Consider the following 19,063-nt stretch of genomic DNA (forward strand, 5'->3'; position numbering starts at 1 on the left):
GGGGGAAGGACTACAGACTATCTGGCGGCACCGACAGTTTCGTCGACGCCCCAGGGCGTTTCTCGGGCGGCTGGCCGTACAGTCTTGAGTCATGGTGACGATCCTCGACGGCGGCCTGTCCAACGCGCTGGAAGCACGCGGTCACGACGTCTCCGGAGCCCTGTGGACGGCCCGGCTGCTGGACGAGTCACCCGCGGAGATCGCCGCGGTCCACCGCGCCTACTTCACCGCCGGGGCCGACGTCGCCACGACCGCCAGCTACCAGGCCAGCGTGCCCGGTTTCGTGGAGGCCGGGATGACCCAGACGTACGCCACCGAGCTGCTGCGCCGCAGTGTCCGCGTCGCGCGTGAGGTCGCTGAGGAGGCTCCCGGACGCCTGGTCGCCGCCTCGATCGGGCCCTACGGCGCCTACCTGGCCGACGGGTCGGAGTACCGCGGCCGCTACGGCGTCTCGGCGGCCGTACTGCGTGACTTCCACGCACCCCGGCTGGCGCTGCTCGAGACCGAGGACCCCGATCTCATCGCGGTCGAGACCATCCCCGACATCGAGGAGGCCGAGGTGCTCGTCGACCTGCTCGACGACATCGGCCTCCCGGTGTGGTTCTCCTACTCCTGCGCCGGCACCCGCACCCGCGCCGACCAGCCCCTGGCCGACGCACTGGCGCTGGCCGCGGGCATCCGCTCGGTCGTCGCCGTCGGCGTCAACTGCTGCGACCCCGCCGACGTCCCCGCCGCCATCCAGCTGGCCACCGCCACCGGCGAGCCCGCCGTCGTCTACCCCAACACCGGTGAGACGTACTCCGACGGCGCCTGGACCGGCACCCCTCGCTTCCGGCCCGGAGAGGCCCTCTCCTGGGTCAGCGCCGGGGCTGAGTACGTCGGCGGCTGCTGCCGCGTCGGCCCCGCCGAGATCGCCCGCATCGCGGCCGAGATGGACCACCTCAAGGGCGAGTAGGTCAGGGCCAGGCCATCCGTACGTCGGGGGTCTTCTCCTGGTTGGCCGAGCCGTCGGTCCGCTCGACCTCGCGCAGTCCGTGCCGGGCGTAGAAGGCCCGCGCGGGGGTGTTCATCTCGAAGACCCACAGGCCGAAGCCGTCGGCGGTCAGCGACTTCACCAGGTCGAGCAGCATGGTGCCGAGGCCGGCGCCCTGGGCGCGAGGGTGGACGAAGAGGTCGTCGAGCCAGGTCGGGGTGAAGGCGACGAAGGCCGAGACGACGCCGTCGACCTCCGCGACCCAGACCTGCGACCCCTTCTGGGGCGCCAGGACCTTGACCGCGAGCCACTCCCGGATGTCCGACTCGGGGTAGATCGGAGCCGGCATCGGCGCGGCGGCACGTGCCTCGACGTAGGTGCGGACGATCTCGGCGATGTCCTCGGACTCCGCCGGGCGGAGTACCGCCTCAGTCGGAGTCGCGGATGACATCGAGGGCGTGCTGGAGGTCGTCTGGGTAGGTCGACTCGAAGGTGACGTACTCACCGGTCTCCGGGTGCTCGAAGCCGAGCTGCACCGCGTGCAGCCACTGCCGCTCGACCCCGACGCGCCGCGCCAGGGCGGGGTCGGCGCCGTAGGTGAGGTCGCCGACGCACGGGTGCTTCAGCGCCGACATGTGGACGCGGATCTGGTGGGTGCGCCCGGTCTCGAGGTGGATCTCGAGCAGCGAGGCGAACCGATGCGCCTCGAGCGTCTCGTAGTGGGTCACCGACTGACGCCCGTCCGCGCGGACCGCGAACTTGTAGTCGTACTTCGGGTTGCGCCCGATCGGTGCGTCGATCGTCCCCTCGAGCGGGTCGGGGTGGCCCTGGACCAGAGCGTGGTAGGTCTTGTCGACCGTACGCTGCCGGAACGCGTTCTTGAGGACGGAGTAGGCGTGCTCGGACTTGGCGATCACCATCACGCCCGAGGTGCCGACGTCGAGGCGCTGGACGATGCCCTCGCGCTCCTTGGCCCCCGAGGTGGAGATCCGGAAGCCGGCCGCGACGAGGTGGCCGACGACGGTCTTCCCCTGCCAGCCCGGCGAGGGATGGACGGCCACGCCGACCGGCTTGTCGATCACCACGAAGGCGTCGTCGTCGTAGATGATCTTGATGCCCTCGACGATCTCGGGCTTGATCTCGAGGGGGTCTGCCTGCGACGGGATCGTCGCGTCGAGCATCGACCCGGCACTGACCCGGTCGCTCTTGGCCACGGCCGAGCCGTCCACGGTCACCAGCCCTTCGGCGATCAGCTCTGCCGCACGGGTGCGGGAGAGGCCGAACAGCCGCGCCATGGCGGCGTCGACCCGCTCCCCCTCCAGACCGTCGGGGACGTGCAGCGTGCGCTGGTCGGCGTGACCGAAGTTCACTTCTTCTCGCCCTCGGGCTCGTCCGAGGTGTCCTCGGACTCGTCCGCGGCACCGCCGTCGATCGACCCGTCGAGCCCGATCCCCTTGAACGAGAAGATCACGATCAGCACCGCGGCGACGTTGATGCACATGTCGGCGACGTTGAAGATCGGCCAGTTGGGCAGCTGCAGGAAGTCGACGACGTGCCCGACGTAGAAGCCCGGCTCACGCAGGAGCCGGTCGACCAGGTTGCCGCTGATGCCGGCGACCAGGATGCCGAGCGCGATGGCCCAGCCGCGGTGACGCACCCGGCGCGCGAACCAGAGCACACCGATCGTGGCCGCGATCGAGAGCGTCGTGAAGACCCAGGTGTAGCCGGTCCCGGTCGAGAAGGCTGCTCCCGGGTTGCGGATGATGTTGAACTGGAGCACCGAGCCGATGAACTCCTGCGGCTGCCCGGGAACGAGCGTCGCGACCGCCCAGAGCTTCGTGATCTGGTCGATGACCAGCAGAAACACTGCGACGGTCGCGAACTCGGCCCATCGAACAGGGCGCACGTCGGACTCAGGACCGGTATGTGCGTCGCTCAGCGACGCTCCTCGCGCTGCTTGCATGTCATGCACAGTGTGGCACGCGGGAACGCCATGAGCCGCATCTTGCCGATCGGCTCCCCACACGACTCACAGATGCCGTACGAGCCGTCCTCGAGGTATCCCAGGACACGCTCGATCTGGGCCAGCTTGTCCTTCTCGCTGTTGACCACGGTCAGCTCGTGGTCACGCTCGAAGCTGGTCGCGCCCATGTCGGCCTGGTCCTGGCCGGCGCCGTCGCCGGAGTCCTTCATCAGGCCGGAGAGCTCGGCTTCGAGAGCGGTGAGCACCTCGAGGCTGTGAGCTCTCATCTCGTGAAGCTCGTCGATGACCTCGTTGAGCTCATCCTTCGTCCACGGGTCCTCGCCGTCCTTGACCTTCAACTGGTCAGGAGAGACGACGGTCTTGGTTGCTTTCTTAGGCACGGCACTCGCTTTCTGGTGTGTGACACGGCCCCCCGGGCCGCACGGTGGTCAGTTATGGCTTAGGCGCTCGCCGCGGCCACCGACGTGGAAGCCGTGACGTAGGAGCTGGTATTCCCAGAAAGCTCGGGCGTCGCCACCTGGACGCGCCCGACTGCCGCGCTGGCGCGACACCTCATCGGTACAGACATGGAGTCCCCTTTCTCCTGCCGTCACTTCGCGCCGCCGAGTCGGTGCGGAGTGCGTGCCCGGAATGTAGCCCGGGATTCGGCTCCACTCAACTAACACACCGAAACTGCACGCATATTGGTCCGCAGCGCGGAAAAACTCCGAAATCCTCTTACAGGACCCGCCTCACCTGCTACAACGCGTTCCTGCCGCAGCCGGCGGGCTCCGTCAGGACACAGCGGACGTACGCATCGGCCGGCCCCGCGATGCGGGACCGGCCGATGGAAGCCTGACTACGAGGACCTCAGCCCTCGTCCTCCCCCAGGATGGAGCGCAGGCGCTTGGGCGCCGGGCCCGACTCGTTGACGGCGGCGGCCATCACAGGCGCCTGTGACTCAGCCGAGTTGTTGAGCGCGTCGAGCTGCTGCGTGAAGTAGCTCTTCAGGCGGGAGCGGTACTCACGCTCGAAGTTGCGCAGGGTGTCGACCTCGGTGGTCAGGTTGTCCTTCTCACGCTCGAGCTCGCCGAAGAGCTGCTGGCGACGCTCGGCGGTCTCGCTGTCGAGCATCTGCGCACGGGTGCGCGCGTCAGCCTCCATGCGGTCGGCCTTCGACTTCGACTCGGCCTCGAGGCGCTCGGCCTTGGTGCGAGCCTCGCCGACGATCTTGTCGGCGTCGTTCTTGGCAGTGTCGATGAGCGCGTCGTGGTTGCGCGTGGCCAGCTCGAGCAGGCGCGCGGCGGCGTTGGACGCCTCCGGCACGGTCTCGACCCGGATCGTCTCGATGCCGCCGGTCTGCGGTGCCTCCTGATACATCGGCATCTGGTGCGAGACCGGCTCAGGAGCCGGCATCGGCTCAGGAGCAGGCGGCTCGGGAGCCATCGGGAAGGACGGACCCCCACCCGACTGCGCAGATGCCAACTTCCCGCGAAGGTCGTCGTTCTCCCGGGTGAGACGTGCCAGTTCGGCCTCGACCTCGTCGAGGAACTGGTCCACCTCGCCCATGTCGTAGCCCTCGCGGAGCCGGACGGGAGTAAAGCGCTTGTTGCTCACGTCCTCTGGCGTCAGCGGCATGACCTCACCCATTCATTACTCGGTTGACTCAGACGTACGGACTGCACCGCCGGGGGGCGGCATCAGGTAATGCTGTCGAAACTCTAGCGCCTGTCCGTAGACATGCCAGATGCGGACCGCATCCAGGCACCTACGAGCAGGTGTCGAAGGCCTCAGCTCTGGTTGAAGAAGCCGCCCTCAACGATCCTCTGCTTTGCCTCAGCCGTGACCGAAACGTTCGCAGGTGAGATAAGAAACACCTTGTTGGTGACCCTCTCGATGTTCCCATAGGTAGCAAAGATCAGGCCGGCCGCAAAGTCGACAAGCCGTTTCGCGTCCGGATCGTTCATCTCGGTGAGGTTCATGATCACCGGCGTGCCGTCGCGGTAGTTCTCGCCGATCTGACGCGCTTCGTTGTAGGACGTCGGGGTCAGCGTGATGATCTTGGAAAGCTCTGCCACTGCAGGCACCACCGTTGCTCGTCGCCGCTCGGAAAGGTCAGCCACCGGAGCCGGGCGTGACTGCTTCGACCGCACCGGCGCCTTGACGGCCTGGTGGGAGCGGGTCTCGTCGTCGTCACCCTCGTAGACATCGTCGTCGTACCCGGTGTCCTCGAGCAGGCCGAGGTATTCACCGAACCTGCGCATCGCGCCGCTCATGCCGCCACCTCCGTAGGGCAACCACAAGAATACGGACGCGGCGGCCTGAGGTTCCTAGCCGTTCGCTGACGCTCACTCATGTAGCCACCTTCCCCAAAGTATTGCTTCCCGAGACATTACTTGACAGTTGGCCTCTGTCCGAGGACCGCAGACCCGACACGTACGTGTGTCGCGCCATGGGCAATCGCCTGCTCCAGGTCGCCGCTCATCCCCGCCGACAGCACTGTCGCCTCGGGATACTCGACCAGGAAGTCCTCCCGGATCCGCGCCAGCCGGACGAACGCCGGCTCCGGTTCCTCACCGAGAGGCGCGACCGCCATCAGCCCCCGCAGCCGGAGCCCGTCGGTCGCCTCGACCTCAGCAGCCAGGTCGCGTACGTCACCGGGATCCGCCCCGGCGCGACCCTCGCGCCCGAGCGGGTCGAGGGATACCTGCAGGAGGACGTCGAGGATCTGGCCGCGCTCCCCCGCGCCGCGGCTGAGCCGGGGCAGCAGCGAGGACCGGTCGACGGACTCGACCACGTCGGCGTAGCCGGCCACGGCGGCCGCCTTGTTGGACTGGAGCCCGCCGATGTAGTGCCATCGCAGACCGAGGTCGGCGCACTCGGCCGCCTTGGCCGCCGCCTCCTGGTGGCGGTTCTCGCCGACGTCGGTGACGCCGAGGCCGGCCAGGATGCGTACGTCGGAGGCGGGGAAGAACTTGGTGACCACGACCAGGTGGACGTCGTCGGCGGGGCGACCGGCGGCCTTGGCGGCCACCGCGACCCGCTCGCGGGTCTCGGCGAGCCCCGCGGCGATCTCATCGGCGCGATCGGTCGCCATCAGGCACCACGCAGCCGGATCAGGGCGCCCAGCGACATGCCGGCGCCGTCGCGACGGTAGGAGTAGAGGTCGTCGGACTCGCGGGTGCAGCGGCTGGCGTCGACCGTCTCGACGCCCTCGCGAGCCAGCTGGGCGAGCACTCCGGCGCCGACGTCGAGGCTCGGGGTGCCCCAGCTCGTGGTGGCGCGTGCGGCCGGCTCGACCGCGACGATCTCCTCCTGCATCTCGGCAGGCACCTCGTAGCACTTGCCGCACACGTGCGGCCCCACCCAGGCGCTGATCCGTGTCGCGCCGAGCGCGCGCATCCGGGCGATGGTCTCGGGCACGACCCCGGCCGCCATCCCCTTGCGTCCGGCGTGCGCCGCGCCGATGACCCCGGCCGCCTCGTCCGCGAACAGCACGGGTACGCAGTCGGCGGTGCGGACCAACAGCACCAGGTCACGCTCGGTGGTCACGATTCCGTCCGCCTCGGGGCGGGTGCCGCACTCCGCGTCGACGACCGCGTTGCCGTGGACCTGGTAGAGGTCGGCATAGGGCGCGCCGTCGGCGAAGTCAGCCAGCAGCAGCCGATGGTTCTCGGCCTTCGCCTCCGGCGAGTCCGAGCCGTTGACCGCCAGGTTGAGCTCGGCGTACGGAGCGAGACTGACCCCGCCGTACCTGTCGGTGAACGCCAGGTCGACGAGGCCTGCTGAGGCTCGGAACGAATACAAGCGAGGGACCTACTTCAAGAAATCGGGAACGTCGAGCTCATCGTCGCTGTACTGGACGCTCGGAGCAGGCTTCTTGGCGACCGGGGCGGGCTCGGCCGGCGGAGCCGCGGGCGGAGGCGTGGCCGGGGCGGGCTTGGCCGGCGCGGCGGCCGGGGTCTCCTCGGCCTCCTCGGTGCGCCGGGTCGCGACCGCGGTGGCCACGGCGGCGGTCTCACCGTTGTTGGTGGACTGGGAGGCGCTGGAGCGGCCCTGCACGCTGCCGAGCGCCGAGGCGCCCTCGCGGCGCTTGGGCATGCCACCGTCGAAGCCGGCGGCGATCACCGTGACCCGGACCTCGTCACCGAGCGCGTCGTCGATGGTCGCGCCGAAGATGATGTTGGCTTCCTCGTGGACCGCGTCGGCGACCAGCGCGGCGGCCTCGTTGATCTCGAAGAGGCCGAGGTCGGAGCCACCCGCGATCGAGAGCAGGACCCCGTGGGCGCCGTCGATCGATGCCTCCAGCAGCGGCGAGGAGACGGCCATCTCGGCGGCCTCGACGCTGCGGTTGTCACCGCGCGCCGAGCCGATGCCCATCAGCGCCGAGCCGGCGTTGGACATGACCGACTTCACGTCGGCGAAGTCGAGGTTGATCAGGCCGGGCGTGGTGATCAGGTCGGTGATGCCGGAGACACCCTGCAGCAGCACCTGGTCGGCCTGGCGGAACGCGTCCATCACCGACACGTTGCGGTCTGAGATCGACAGCAGGCGGTCGTTGGGGATGACGATGAGGGTGTCGACCTCCTCGCGGAGCTTGCTGATCCCCTCCTCGGCGGAGTTGGCGCGACGACGGCCCTCGAAGGCGAACGGGCGGGTCACCACACCGATGGTCAGGGCGCCGAGGGAGCGGGCGATGCGGGCCACGACCGGGGCGCCACCGGTGCCGGTGCCGCCACCCTCGCCGGCGGTCACGAAGACCATGTCGGCGCCCTTGATGACCTCTTCGATCTCGTCGGCGTGGTCCTCGGCGGCGCTCTCCCCGACGCTCGGGTTGGCGCCGGCACCGAGACCGCGGGTGAGCTCGCGACCGATGTCGAGCTTGACGTCGGCGTCGCTCATCAGCAGCGCCTGGGCGTCGGTGTTGATGGCGATGAACTCGACCCCCTTGAGGCCGACCTCGATCATCCGGTTGACAGCGTTGACGCCGCCGCCACCGATGCCGACGACCTTGATGATCGCCAGATAGTTCTGTGCAGCTCCCACGGTGGTCGCCCCTTCGATCGATGGTTGGTTCTTACGGCCGGTTCTTAACCCTTACCCTCAGCCTGAGGGTTATAGTTATGTCAACCTCGCCGTTCTCAGAACAGTAGGCAGACGTACGTCCTCAAACTGGCGCGACACGCGGACGCGGATCAGTTGTGCCCATCCGTTGCCGTCCGGTAGAGGATCAGTCGACGCTCTTGCTGGTGACGGGCTGGCCGGGTACGGAGACGTCGTAGCGGGACACGTCGGGCTCGGCCTTCATCAACGCGACCAGCACGTCGGCCTTGGTGTCGGACTGGGCGCTGCTCCCCCACACCACCCGCTTGTCGTTGCGCAGTTCCAGGGAGATCGAGTCGACGGTGGTCACCTCGACGTGGTCGACCGTCTTGGCGAGGTCGGGCGGGAGCGCCGAGGCCACCGCGGCGGCCTCGCGGAGTGCGTCGGAGTTGGTGCCGGTGACGGTGTTCACCATCGGCAGACCTCGCGGCGCCTTCTTGTAGTCCCAGAAGACGGTGCCGGTCTCGTCGAGCGCACGGAGCCGGCCGCCGATGGAGACGACGGCCACCGGCGTACGTTCGGTGACGTCGACCCGGATCTTGTCGGGCCACTCGCGCGAGACGTTGACCGAGCGCACCATCGGCAGCCCGTTGAGCACGCGCACCTGCACTGCCTCGAGGTCAGCGGTGGCCAGCGGCTCGCCGACCGGGACCGCCGCGAACTCGACGACCTGCTTCGCGCTGGTCATCTTCATCGAGCCGTGCACGGAGGTGCCCTTGACCTGCAGCCAGGTGGAGAAGTAGACCGCCCAGATTCCACCGAGCAGGAGCGCGATGACCAGGGTGCCGACGATCAGATAGCGCCACGCCAGCCAGCGCCGGCGCCACTGGCGCCGGGCGAAGGCCTTGCGGCTCTTCAGGGTCGCCGAATCGACCGCAGCGGGCTCGTCCTGAGACTCCTCCGACTCCGGTTCGGTGCTCGACTCAGCGCCGGCCTTGGCCTCCTCGCCGTCGAGGTCGATCTCGCGCTCCCCCGACGCCGACTGGGCGATCTCCAGGGCTTCGGCGATCTCCGTCTCGACGCCCGACCCCTTCTCCCCCATGCTCGCCTCCCCCAGCGTTACTGCTCTGCCGTACGTAGCCTGGCGAGCACCATCGGGCCCACCTCGGTCACGGTACCTGCCCCGAGCGTCAGAACCAGGTCACCCGGTCGGGCGCGGCGGGCCAGCTCGGCGGCGGCCTCCTCGAGCCCAGCGACGCTGACGACCCGGTCGGGCGGCAGCGGCACCGCGTCGGCGACGAGCTTGCCGGTGACCTCGGGGTCGTAGTCCTCGCGGGCGAGGTAGACGTCGAGGACGACGACCTCGTCGGCGGCGCCGAGCACGCGTCCCATCTCCTCGCCGAAGATCCGGGTGCGGGAGACCATGTGCGGCTGGAAGGCGACGATGAGCCGCCCCTGCCCCGCCACGGACCGGCCGGAGACGAGGTCGCCGGCGATCTCGGAGGGGTGGTGGGCGTAGGAGTCGTAGACGCGTACGCCTGCGGCCTCTCCCTTGCGCTCCATCCGCCGCCGGGTGCCGGTGAACGACTCCAGCCCCGCCTTGAGCAGGTCGAAGGAGTGACCGAGACGCAGGCCGACGGTCAACGCGGCCAGCGCGTCGGCGACGTAGTGGCGCCCGGGGATCTGCAGCGTGATCCGGCCCAGCTCGTCGAGCCCGTCGACGACGGTGAAGGAGGAGGTGGTGCCCTCCAGGACGATGTCGACGGCGCGTACGTCGGCCAGCTCCGACTCACCGACGCCGATGAAGCGGCGGCCGAGCGAGTGGGCGACGTGGCGCAGGTCCGCGGCGCCGGGGTCGTCGATGACCGCAACCAGGAACCCGTCGGGAGCCAGCCGCCCCACGAACTGGGCGAAACCCTCGCGGTAGGCCTCCTCGGTCCCCCACTGGTCGAGGTGGTCGGCCTCGACGTTGGTGACGACCGCGGCGTACGGCTTGTAGACCAGGAAGGCGCCGTCGGACTCGTCCGCCTCGGCGACGAACAGGTCGCTTGAGCCCTCGGCGGCGTTGGTGCCCGAGGCGGCCAGCTCGCCACCGACGGTGTAGGTCGGCGCAGCGCCCGCAGCCTGCAAGGAGACGGTCAGCAGCGAGGTGGTGGTGGTCTTGCCGTGGGTGCCGGCGACGGCGAGGACGCGGCGGCCCTCCATCACCGAGGCCAGGCCGGCCGAGCGCGGGTAGATCCGCAGACCCTTCTCGACGGCCGCGACGTACTCGGGGTTGTCCTCACGGATCGCGGTGGAGACGATCAGGGTGTCGACGCCGTCGACCTGGGAGGCGTCGTGACCGACGTAGACGGTCGCGCCCTCCTCGCGCAGCGCTGCGACCATCGACGAGTCGGCGCCGTCGCTGCCGGAGACCTCGATCCCGCGGGCCAGCATGACCCGGGCGATCGCGGACAGACCCGCGCCACCGATGCCGATGAAGTGGACCCTGCCCAGATGCTCGGCGGGAAGAATGTGCTCGGGAACCGGAACTCTCATGATCTGCCTCCTGCGACAACCTCGAAGATCATCCGTGCCAGCCGTTCGTCGGCGTCGCGCGGCACCAGGTCGCTGGCGGCCTTCGACATCGCCTCGAGGCGGGCGCGGTCGGTGACGATCGGGGGTACGTGGCTGGTGACCCAGGCGGCGTTCATGTCGGCGTCGGAGACGAGCACGGCGCCGCCGGCGTCGACGACGGCGCGGGCGTTGAGGGCCTGCTCGCCGTTGCCGATCGGGAGAGGTACGTAGACGGCCGGCACTCCCACGGCGCTCGCCTCGATCACCGAGTTGGCGCCCGAGCGGCAGATCATCAGGTCGGCGGCGGCCAGCGCGAGGTCCATCCGGTCGACGTAGTTGAGCACGTGGTAGCCGGGGCCGGGCGAGACCAGCTCGTTCTTCGGGCCGATCACGTGGAGCACCTGGATCCCGTTGCTGGCCAGGGCCAGGTAGGCGCCGGAGACCGACTCGTTGATCGTCCGGGCGCCCTGCGAGCCGCCGGTGACGACGATCGTGGGGCGGTGCTGGTCGAGCCCGAAGAAGCTGCGGGCCTCGGCGCGCAGCGCCCAGCGGTCCATCGTCGAGATCGTCCGGCGGATCGGCAGCCCGATGTATTCGGCCTTGGGCAGCTTGGTGTCCGGGAAGCTGACCGCGACCCGGTCGGCGAGCCGAGCACCGACCTTGTTGGCGTAGCCGGGCATCGAGTTGCCCTCATGGACGATCACCGGGATGTGGCGCCGTTTCGCAGCGATGTAGGCCGGCACCGACACGTACCCGCCGTAGCCGACGACCACGTCGGGCCGGATCCGGTCGAGCACCTCGTAGGTCGCGTCGACCGCGCCCTTCAGGTTGGCCGGCACCTTGAGCAGGTCGCTGCTGAGCTGGCGCGGCATCGGGACCGGCGGGATCAGCTCGAGCGGGTAGCCCGCGGCGGGAACGACCTGGTTCTCCAGGCCGCGAGGCGTGCCGAGGCAGGTCACCTCCACGCTGGGGTCCAGACGGCGCAGGGCGTCAGCCGTGGCGAGCAGGGGGGATGTGTGTCCGGCGGTGCCACCACCGGCGAGGAGGGCCTTCATGATGCGTCCGAACTTAGCGGTTGCGTTGGGCGGACCGGTAAGCGGCTGCCTGGCGTGCCCGATCCTTTGCCAAGGCTTTACGCTGCTTCAGCGCAGCGGCCGCCGCCGGTTCACGACGGGCGAAGCCGATGACGACGCCCAGCGCCACCATCGACGGGATCAGCGCCGAGCCGCCGTAGGAGACCAGCGGCAGCGGGATGCCGATGACGGGCAGCAGTGCGAGCACCATGCCGACGTTGATGATCATCTGGCCCAGCAGCCAGACCAGCACGCCGAAGCTGAAGTAGCGTACGAACGGCCGGTCGGTCTGGCGCGCGACCTTGACCAGCGCGAAGGCGAGAGTCAGGAAGAGGCCGACCACGAGCAGGGTGCCGACCAGGCCGAGCTCCTCCCCGAGCACCGCGAAGATGTAGTCGGTGTGGGCCTCGGGCAGGTCGCCCCACTTCTGCTGCGACGCCCCGATCCCCTGGCCCAGGATGCCGCCCGAGCTGAGTGCGTAGAGGCCGTGGGAGGGCTGCCAGCCCTGTCCGTGGTAGTCCTTGAACGGGTCCGCGAAGCTGGTCAATCGGGCGAGCCGCTCGGTGTCGGTGCTGATCAGGAACAGCACCGAGACACCGATGATCGAGATCGCCATCCCGAACAGCCGCCCGGGCGCCCCGACCACCCACAGCATCCCGAGCACGATCGCGAAGAAGACCAGGGCGGTGCCGAGGTCCCGGCCGGCGAGGACGAGCCCGGTGGCCAGCGCGATGCCCGGCAGGACCGGCATCAGCACCTCGTGGAGGCTGTCGAGCCGGCGCTCCTTGAGGGCGTAGACGTGGGCCGCCCAGAGCACGATCCCCAGCTTGGCGATCTCGCTCGGCTGGATCTTGACCGGGCCGGCCCCGATCCAGTTCTGCTGTCCGTTGACGTCGTGGCCCAGGAAGATCGTCAGGAAGAGCAGCACGCAGGCGATGACGTATCCCGGCCAGGCCAGCCGTCGCAGGTGCTTCGGCCGGATCCTGGAGGCGATGAACGCACAGGGGATGCCGATGATCACCCACAGCACCTGCCGCCCGACGATCGCGTAGGAGTTGCCCATCTGGGTGTAGGCCCACACGCTCGAGGCGCTCAGCACCATGATCAGCCCGATGGTCAGCAGCAGCGCGGTGCTGGTGAGCAGCAGGTAGTAGGCGGCCAGCGGCCGGTTCAGCGCCACTCTCAGCGCGTGGAACCAGGCCTTGAGATAGCCGAGAACCGACTTCGGGTACGCCTTGGCCTGCTCGGCCGAGCCGGAACCGGTCTGGTCGGGGCTGGTAGTCGTCACGGCCTACCTCCCAGTTGCGGTGCGACGTACGTCCATTACATTCTCGCCGCCGTCTCCGCGTTCCCGGCGCATCTCCCCCGCGTGTCGCCCCGGCCGAGGCGCGTGGGCTCAGAGCTGGCGGCGTACGGCGTCGGCGAAGGCTTCGCCGCGGGCCTTGTAATCGCGGAACTGGTCCTGGCTGGCGCAGCCGGGGGCCAGGAGCACGGTGTCGCCGGGCTTGGCCAGCGCGGCGGCGATCTCGACGGCCTCCGCGAGAGCGGCCACGCCGTCGGGATCGTCGAGCTCGACGATCTCCAGGTCACCGGCGTGAGCGGCGAGGGCCGAGGCGATGACGTCGCGGTCCTGGCCGATCAGGATGACGGCCCGCAGCCGGTCGTGGATGGAGGCGACCAGGTCCTCGAAGCGGGCACCCTTGGCCAGCCCGCCGGCGATCCAGATCACCGGGTCGTAGGCCTGCAGCGAGGCCTGTGCGGCGTGCGGGTTGGTCGCCTTGGAGTCGTCGACCCAGGTGACGCCGCCGGCCTCGGCGACGACCTCGATGCGGTGGCCGTCGGGGCGGAAGGACTTCAGCCCGTCGCGTACGGCGGCCTGGGAGACCCCGTGCGCCCGGGCGAGCGCAGCCGCGGCCAGCGCGTTCTGGACGTAGTGGGGCGCGGAGGAGGCGAGGTCGGAGATCTGGCACAACTCCGCGGCGGAGGTCTGACGCTCCTCGATGAAGGCCCGGTCGACCAGGATGTCCTCGACGATCCCGAGCTGACCCACCGCCGGGGTGCCGAGGGTGAAGCCGACCGCGCGGGCGCCCTCGACGACGTCGGCCTCCTCGACCAGGTGCAGCGTGGCCTCGTCGGCGACGTTGTAGACGCAGGCCCGCTCGACGCCCTCGTAGACGCGGCCCTTGTCCGCGGCGTACTCCTTCATCGAGGGGTACCAGTCGAGGTGGTCCTCGGCGATGTTGAGGACGACTGCGGCCTCGGCGCCCATCGAGGAGGTGTAGTGGAGCTGGAAGGAGGAGAGCTCCACGGCGAAGACGTCGTAGGGCTCGGGGTCCATCACGGCCTCGACGATCGGCAGGCCGACGTTGCCGACGGCGACGGACCGGAGCCCGGCGGTACGCAGGATGTTGTCGAGCATCTGCACGGTCGTGGTCTTGCCGTTGGTGCCGGTGACCGCCAGCCAGGGGGCGGCGTTGTCGGGGTCGCGCAGCCGCCAGGCGAGCTCGACCTCTCCCCAGATCGGGATCCCGCGCTCGCGCGCCTGGGCGAGCAGCGGAGCCGTCGGCCTCCAGCCGGGTGAGGTGACCACGACGTCGACGTCGTCGGGCAGCACGTGGGTGGCGCCCTCGCCAAGGCGTACGTCGGCACCCAGGATGCCGAGGAGCTTGGCCTTCTCCTGGCGCTCCTCGTCGCCCGGCGACTCGTCGAGCGCGATCACCGAGGCACCCAGGTGGGTGAGGTTGTCGGCGGCGGCGAAACCGGAGACGCCGAAGCCGGCCACGACCGCCTTCACGCCCTCCCAGGAGTCGTTGCGGCCCAGCGTGTCGAGCTTCTCAGCCATGTCGTCCGGCTCAGTCATCAGATCGTCGCCACCCATTCGGCGTAGAAGATTCCCAGGCCGGCAGCGACGCAGAGACCGGTGATGATCCAGAACCGGATCACCACGGTCACCTGTTCCCAGCCGAGCATCTCGAAATGGTGATGGATCGGTGTCATCCGGAAGATCCGCTTGGGGGTGCCGGTCACCTTGCGGGTGAGCTTGAACCAGCCCGTCTGCAGGATCACCGAGAGCGTCTCGGTGACGAAGAGGCCGCCGAGGATGATCAGCAGGAACTCGGTGTGCGACAGGATCGCGAACCCGGCCAGCACCGAGCCGAGCGCGAGCGAGCCGGTGTCGCCCATGAAGATCCTCGCCGGGCTGGCGTTCCACCACAGGAAGCCGATGCAGGCGCCGCTGATCGCGGCGCCGAGGATCGCCATGTCTAGCGGGTCGCGCACCTCGTAGCAGGTGCCGATCTCCACGCTCGGGCGGCCGCAGCGCTGGTTGTTCTGCCAGATCGAGATGATCGTGTAGGCGGCGAAGACGATCGCCGAGGAGGCCGCCAGCAGCCCGTCCAGGCCGTCGGTGAGGTTGGTGGCGTTGGACGTGCCGGTGACCATGATCCAGAAGATGACCAGCAGCAGGGCGCCACCGAGCCAGTAGAGGATCCCGTCGCCGCCGAGGAAGTGTGGACCGAAGTCACGGATGAAGGAGAGCTGGTCGGCCGCCGGCGTGATGCCGTCGGCGTTGGCCAGGCTCGGATGGATTGCGACTGCGCCGAAACCCACCGCGACCAGCGTCTGACCGACCATCTTGGACCACGCGCGCAGACCGAGGTTGCGCTGCATGAAGACCTTGATGAAGTCGTCGACGAAGCCGACCGCGGCCATGCCCACCAGGAGGAAGAGCAGCAGATAGGCAGTCGCGCTCGGGGCGTCCCCGGTCAACAGCTTGGCCGCGAAGTAGCCCACGACGACCGAGATCACGATCGCGACGCCACCCATGGTCGGGGTGCCGCGCTTGGTGCGGTGGGTGGTCGGGCCGTCCTCGCGGATCTCCTGGCCGTAGCCCAACTTCGTGAACTGTACGATCGCAAATCGGGTGCCGAGCAGCGAGAACAGAAGCGCAATCGCTCCGCTCAGCAAGATCGCTCTCATGTCAGCCGGGTGCCTTCCTTGCCATGCCGTTCCTGGTCCTTGCCCCCGGGCCGGTGTGCATAGCGAAGACACCGGCCCCCGGCATTCTTCCCTACGGGTTCGCCGGCTCTGCGGCACCCCGCCGTATCAGCACATCGATCACTGTGACGCCAACGCCGTACGCACGACCTCGCGGTCGTCGAACGGGTGGGTGACGCCGTTGATCTCCTGGCCCGTCTCATGCCCCTTACCTGCGACGACGACGATATCGCCGGGCTCGGCGAGGCTGATCGCGCGGACGATCGCGGCCCGCCTGTCACCGATCTCCTCGACGCTCGCGCTGCCGCCGGTCGTGCCGTCCAGCACCTGTCGCCGGATGCTCGCCGGATCCTCGGTGCGGGGGTTGTCGTCGGTGACGATCACGTGGTCGGCCAGCCGCGCGCTGATCTCCCCCATGATCGGCCGCTTGCCGGTGTCGCGGTCTCCCCCGGCCCCGATCACGACGATCAGCCGGGACTCGGTCAGCGGACGGAGCGTGCCGAGCGCGGCCTCGACCGCGTCCGGCTTGTGCGCGTAGTCGACCACGACGGTGAACGGCTGGCCCTCGTCGATCCGCTCGAGCCGTCCCGGGACGCCGGAGCCCTTCGCAAGGGCGGTGGCGACATCGCGTACCACCGTCTCGTCGCCGTACGCGTGGTGGATGCTCGCCAGGGCGGCGAGGGTGTTGCTGACGTTGTAGTCGCCGGCCAGCGGGCTGGCGCCCGGGAACTCCAGGCCGTCAGGGCCATGGACGGTGAAGCTCGAGCCGTCAGGGCGCAGCTCGACGTCGGTGGCGCGCCAGTCGGCGGTGTCGTCGTGCAGCGCATAGGTGAGGATCGGGATGGTCGCCTCGGCGGCGAGGCGGCGGCCGTGCTCGTCGTCGATGTTGACGATGCCCAACATCGCCCGCTCCGGGGTGAACAGGTCCGCCTTCGCCGCGTAGTAGTCCTCCACCGTCTCGTGGAAGTCGAGGTGGTCGCGGCCGAGGTTGAGGAAGACCGCGACGTCGAAGACGACCCCGTCGACGCGCCCCATGACCAGGGCGTGGGAGGAGACCTCCATGGCGCACGCCTCGGTCCCCTCCTCGACCATCCGGGCGAAGAGACCGTGCAGGTCGGGAGCCTCGGGCGTGGTCAGCGGCGTCTTCACGTCGCGGCCGCCGATCCGGGTGCCGACGGTGCCGATGACACCGGCGCGGTGGCCGGCGTCGAGCAGCGCGCTCTCGGCCAACCGGGTGGTCGTCGTCTTGCCCTGGGTGCCGGTGACCCCGATCAGCCGGAGCCTGCCCGACGGGTTGCCGTAGACGCGGGCCGAGAGCGAACCGAGCACCTTGCGCGGTTTCTCGACGAGCAGCACGGGCACCTCGCCGAGTCCCTGGGCCTCCAGCTCGGCGGCGCCGGCGGCGTCGGTGAGCACCGCGACCGCTCCGGCCTCGACGGCACTGGCGGCGTAGCTGGCGCCGTGCGCACGGCTCCCGGGGAGGGCGGCGTAGAGGTCGCCGGGCAGCACCCGTTGGGAGCTCAGCGTGACCCCGGTGACGCGGGCCTCGCCCCGTACGTCCAGGCCGAACTCGCCGGCCAGCTCGGCCAGCGTCACCGGCTCGGTCACTCGCGGGCGGGTCGGGCTCTTGGGATCCGCCGTCTCGTACGCACTGCTCACCTGGCGAAGGTTATCCGCCCGGCGGGACCAGGTCCCGCCGGGCCGACCTCAGGCGTGGCGTTCAGGCTGACGTTCAGGCGTGGCGCAGCTGGGTCAGCGCCGCGGCGCTGAGCTCGTGCGGCTCTTGGCCGGGAACGACGAGCACGACGGGTACGCCGGCGTTCCGCACGACCGCGGAGGTGATCGAGCCGTCGGCGAGCTGGGCGGCGCGGCCTCGGGGCGAGGAGCCGAGCGCGATCGTGCGGACGCGGGCCTCGGTGGCGTACCTGGCCAGCACCATCCCTGCGCTGGCGTGGTCGCCGACGCTGTGCAGCACCAGGCCGGTCGCGGTCACGCCGCGGGCGGCGAGGCGGTCCAGGTGGGCGCGTACGGTCGCGGCGGCCATCTCCGGCTCCTCGGCGTCGATCGCCAACTCCTCGACCACCTCGGTCTCGCGGACGTGGACGACCTCGAGCGGTGCGCCCTCGGCGGCAGCCATCTCGGCTGCCCGGTCGACGACCGCGTCGGCGTCGAGGGTGGCACCGACGGCGACCAGCACCGGCCGGCCCTCACCACGGACCGGTCCGACGGGCTCGAGCGTCGGCGCGACCGGTTCGGCGGTCTCGGCCGACTCGGCGGCCGTGATCAGCTTGTGGCCGCTGGCCAGGACGGGGATCGCGATCAGGAAGGCGGCGGCGCCGACGTAGAAGGCCACCGACTGGTCGGTCGCCTCGGCGATCTTGCCCGCGGCGAAGGGTGCGAGACCGCCGCCGATGAAGCGTACGAAACCGTAGGCCGACGACGCGATCGGCCGCTCCACCGGCGAGACCAGCATGACCGCCTGGGTGGTCAGCGTGTTGTTGAGGCCGACGAAGATGCCGGACAGGATCACGGCCACGATGACCACGGTCGGCGAGGAGACGCCGAGGCCAATGACGGCGAGCAGGGCACCGAGACCGAGCAGATTGACGTAGAGGGTCGGCGCGGTGCCGAAGCGGCGCTGCGCCCACGGCGCACCCCACACGGCGAAGACGGCGACCAGGATGCCCCACGCGAAGAAGACCCAGCCGAGCTGGAGCGGGTCGTGCAGGCCCATCGGGTAGGGCGCGTAGCCGAGCAGGGTGAAGAAGCCCCAGTTGTAGAGCAGCGCCATGATGCCCATCGTCAGCAGCCCGCGGTGGCGCAGCGCGGCGAGCGGTGCGAGCAGGGTGACCTTCTTCTCCGGCTTGGGCGTCGGTGGGAGGAAGACCAGCGTGGCGACCAGCGCGATCGCCATCAGCGCGGAGACGCCGAAGAACGGGCCGCGCCAGGAGATGCCCCCGAGGACGCCGCCGAGGAGCGGACCGACCGCGATGCCGAGGCCGAGCGCGGTCTCGTAGAGGATGATCGCCCCCGCGAAGCCGCTGGTCGCCGAGCCGACGATCACGGCGAGGCTGGTGGAGATGAACAGCGCGTTGCCCAGGCCCCAGCCGGCCCGGAAGCCGACGATGCCGTCGACACCGTCGACGGTCCCGGCCAGCCCGGCGAACACCACGATCAGCACCAGGCCGAGGATCAGCGTCCACTTGGCGCCGATCCGGCTGGAGACCCAGCCGACCCCGATCATCGCCACGGCGGTCACCACGAGGTAGCTGGTGAACAGCAGCGACACCTGGGCGGGCGTCGCCGCCAACTCCTCGGCGAGCACCGGGAGGATCGGGTCGACGAGCCCGATGCCCATGAACGACACCACGCACGCGAACGCGACCGCCCACACGGCGCGTGGTTGCTTGAACGGACTTGCGGCAGCTGCCCCTTGGTGGGAGCTCATTCTTCTTGCCT

18 protein-coding genes are annotated in these 19,063 nt (G+C 69.7%); 1 reads left to right on the forward strand and 17 read right to left on the reverse strand.

Going from position 1 to position 19,063, the window contains the following annotated elements; genetic code table 11:
• Nucleotides 1-91 precede the first annotated feature (91 nt).
• Complete coding sequence (gene mmuM / locus ABZU72_RS05665) at nucleotides 92-955, forward strand: homocysteine S-methyltransferase (protein WP_355017896.1); 864 nt, start codon at nucleotides 92-94, stop codon at nucleotides 953-955.
• A gap of 1 nt (nucleotide 956) precedes the next feature.
• Here mmuM and ABZU72_RS05670 read toward each other — a convergent pair whose 3' ends face one another.
• From ABZU72_RS05670 to ABZU72_RS05750, 17 genes are all read right to left on the reverse strand, one after another.
• A complete protein-coding gene (locus tag ABZU72_RS05670) occupies nucleotides 957-1,424 on the reverse strand; it encodes a GNAT family N-acetyltransferase (RefSeq protein WP_355017897.1) in 468 nt (155 codons plus the stop codon).
• Nucleotides 1,402-2,343 (reverse strand): RluA family pseudouridine synthase, encoded by a 942-nt coding sequence (locus tag ABZU72_RS05675; RefSeq protein ID WP_355017898.1) that lies wholly within the window; start codon nucleotides 2,341-2,343, stop codon nucleotides 1,402-1,404. Before ABZU72_RS05675 ends, ABZU72_RS05670 begins: the two co-directional genes overlap by 23 nt.
• Nucleotides 2,340-2,879 (reverse strand): signal peptidase II, encoded by a 540-nt coding sequence (gene lspA / locus ABZU72_RS05680; protein WP_355017899.1) that lies wholly within the window; start codon nucleotides 2,877-2,879, stop codon nucleotides 2,340-2,342. Before lspA ends, ABZU72_RS05675 begins: the two co-directional genes overlap by 4 nt.
• A gap of 29 nt (nucleotides 2,880-2,908) precedes the next feature.
• Nucleotides 2,909-3,337 carry a TraR/DksA family transcriptional regulator gene (locus tag ABZU72_RS05685; protein ID WP_160024321.1) on the reverse strand — a complete coding sequence of 143 codons (429 nt, stop codon included), beginning with the start codon at nucleotides 3,335-3,337 and terminating at the stop codon, nucleotides 2,909-2,911.
• A gap of 469 nt (nucleotides 3,338-3,806) precedes the next feature.
• Complete coding sequence (locus ABZU72_RS05690; protein WP_229788310.1) at nucleotides 3,807-4,574, reverse strand: DivIVA domain-containing protein; 768 nt, start codon at nucleotides 4,572-4,574, stop codon at nucleotides 3,807-3,809.
• A gap of 152 nt (nucleotides 4,575-4,726) precedes the next feature.
• The gene (sepF, locus tag ABZU72_RS05695) at nucleotides 4,727-5,212 is read right to left on the reverse strand and encodes a cell division protein SepF (RefSeq protein WP_141803932.1); all 486 of its coding nucleotides are present in this window, start codon (nucleotides 5,210-5,212) and stop codon (nucleotides 4,727-4,729) included.
• A gap of 116 nt (nucleotides 5,213-5,328) precedes the next feature.
• Complete coding sequence (locus ABZU72_RS05700) at nucleotides 5,329-6,033, reverse strand: YggS family pyridoxal phosphate-dependent enzyme (protein WP_355017900.1); 705 nt, start codon at nucleotides 6,031-6,033, stop codon at nucleotides 5,329-5,331.
• On the reverse strand, nucleotides 6,033-6,743 hold the full coding sequence (gene pgeF, locus ABZU72_RS05705; RefSeq protein ID WP_355017901.1) for a peptidoglycan editing factor PgeF: 711 nt from the start codon (nucleotides 6,741-6,743) through the stop codon (nucleotides 6,033-6,035). The genes ABZU72_RS05700 and pgeF overlap by 1 nt, the downstream gene beginning before the upstream one ends.
• A 9-nt stretch (nucleotides 6,744-6,752) precedes the next feature.
• A complete protein-coding gene (gene ftsZ / locus ABZU72_RS05710; RefSeq protein ID WP_355017902.1) occupies nucleotides 6,753-7,982 on the reverse strand; it encodes a cell division protein FtsZ in 1,230 nt (409 codons plus the stop codon).
• Between the two features lie 184 nt (nucleotides 7,983-8,166).
• Entirely contained in the window at nucleotides 8,167-9,081 is a 915-nt protein-coding gene (locus tag ABZU72_RS05715) for an FtsQ-type POTRA domain-containing protein (protein ID WP_355017903.1), read from the reverse strand.
• A 17-nt stretch (nucleotides 9,082-9,098) separates the two neighbouring features.
• Nucleotides 9,099-10,517, reverse strand: a complete 1,419-nt coding sequence (murC, locus tag ABZU72_RS05720; RefSeq protein WP_355017904.1) for a UDP-N-acetylmuramate--L-alanine ligase — start codon at nucleotides 10,515-10,517, stop codon at nucleotides 9,099-9,101.
• Nucleotides 10,514-11,590 carry an undecaprenyldiphospho-muramoylpentapeptide beta-N-acetylglucosaminyltransferase gene (gene murG, locus ABZU72_RS05725; RefSeq protein ID WP_355017905.1) on the reverse strand — a complete coding sequence of 359 codons (1,077 nt, stop codon included), beginning with the start codon at nucleotides 11,588-11,590 and terminating at the stop codon, nucleotides 10,514-10,516. Before murG ends, murC begins: the two co-directional genes overlap by 4 nt.
• A 13-nt stretch (nucleotides 11,591-11,603) precedes the next feature.
• Nucleotides 11,604-12,896, reverse strand: coding sequence for a putative lipid II flippase FtsW (gene ftsW, locus ABZU72_RS05730; RefSeq protein ID WP_160024329.1), 1,293 nt, complete (start codon nucleotides 12,894-12,896; stop codon nucleotides 11,604-11,606).
• Nucleotides 12,897-13,004: 108 nt separating this feature from the next.
• The gene (gene murD / locus ABZU72_RS05735) at nucleotides 13,005-14,468 is read right to left on the reverse strand and encodes a UDP-N-acetylmuramoyl-L-alanine--D-glutamate ligase (RefSeq protein WP_355017906.1); all 1,464 of its coding nucleotides are present in this window, start codon (nucleotides 14,466-14,468) and stop codon (nucleotides 13,005-13,007) included.
• Nucleotides 14,468-15,586, reverse strand: coding sequence for a phospho-N-acetylmuramoyl-pentapeptide-transferase (mraY, locus tag ABZU72_RS05740; RefSeq protein WP_355017907.1), 1,119 nt, complete (start codon nucleotides 15,584-15,586; stop codon nucleotides 14,468-14,470). Before mraY ends, murD begins: the two co-directional genes overlap by 1 nt.
• Before the next feature lie 138 nt (nucleotides 15,587-15,724).
• Nucleotides 15,725-17,185 (reverse strand): UDP-N-acetylmuramoyl-L-alanyl-D-glutamate--2,6-diaminopimelate ligase, encoded by a 1,461-nt coding sequence (locus ABZU72_RS05745; RefSeq protein ID WP_355018093.1) that lies wholly within the window; start codon nucleotides 17,183-17,185, stop codon nucleotides 15,725-15,727.
• A gap of 151 nt (nucleotides 17,186-17,336) precedes the next feature.
• A complete protein-coding gene (locus tag ABZU72_RS05750; RefSeq protein ID WP_355017908.1) occupies nucleotides 17,337-19,052 on the reverse strand; it encodes an MFS transporter in 1,716 nt (571 codons plus the stop codon).
• Between the last annotated feature and the right edge of the window lie 11 nt (nucleotides 19,053-19,063).

It is taken from the genome of Nocardioides sp. NPDC004968, from assembly GCF_040608935.1.
Taxonomy (GTDB): Bacteria; Actinomycetota; Actinomycetes; order Propionibacteriales; family Nocardioidaceae; genus Nocardioides.

Excerpts from the sequence above, each read along its gene's own strand:
- mraY (WP_355017907.1), bottom strand. The coding sequence starts at position 15,586 with ATGAGAGCGATCTTGCTGAGCGGAGCGATTGCGCTTCTGTTCTCGCTG.
- ABZU72_RS05700 (WP_355017900.1), bottom strand. The coding sequence starts at position 6,033 with ATGGCGACCGATCGCGCCGATGAGATCGCCGCGGGGCTCGCCGAGACC.
- ABZU72_RS05750 (WP_355017908.1), bottom strand. The coding sequence starts at position 19,052 with ATGAGCTCCCACCAAGGGGCAGCTGCCGCAAGTCCGTTCAAGCAACCA.
- murD (WP_355017906.1), bottom strand. The coding sequence starts at position 14,468 with ATGACTGAGCCGGACGACATGGCTGAGAAGCTCGACACGCTGGGCCGC.
- ABZU72_RS05715 (WP_355017903.1), bottom strand. The coding sequence starts at position 9,081 with ATGGGGGAGAAGGGGTCGGGCGTCGAGACGGAGATCGCCGAAGCCCTG.
- murC (WP_355017904.1), bottom strand. The coding sequence starts at position 10,517 with ATGAGAGTTCCGGTTCCCGAGCACATTCTTCCCGCCGAGCATCTGGGC.
- mmuM (WP_355017896.1), top strand. The coding sequence starts at position 92 with ATGGTGACGATCCTCGACGGCGGCCTGTCCAACGCGCTGGAAGCACGC.
- ABZU72_RS05690 (WP_229788310.1), bottom strand. The coding sequence starts at position 4,574 with ATGCCGCTGACGCCAGAGGACGTGAGCAACAAGCGCTTTACTCCCGTC.
- sepF (WP_141803932.1), bottom strand. The coding sequence starts at position 5,212 with ATGAGCGGCGCGATGCGCAGGTTCGGTGAATACCTCGGCCTGCTCGAG.
- murG (WP_355017905.1), bottom strand. The coding sequence starts at position 11,590 with ATGAAGGCCCTCCTCGCCGGTGGTGGCACCGCCGGACACACATCCCCC.
- ABZU72_RS05670 (WP_355017897.1), bottom strand. The coding sequence starts at position 1,424 with ATGTCATCCGCGACTCCGACTGAGGCGGTACTCCGCCCGGCGGAGTCC.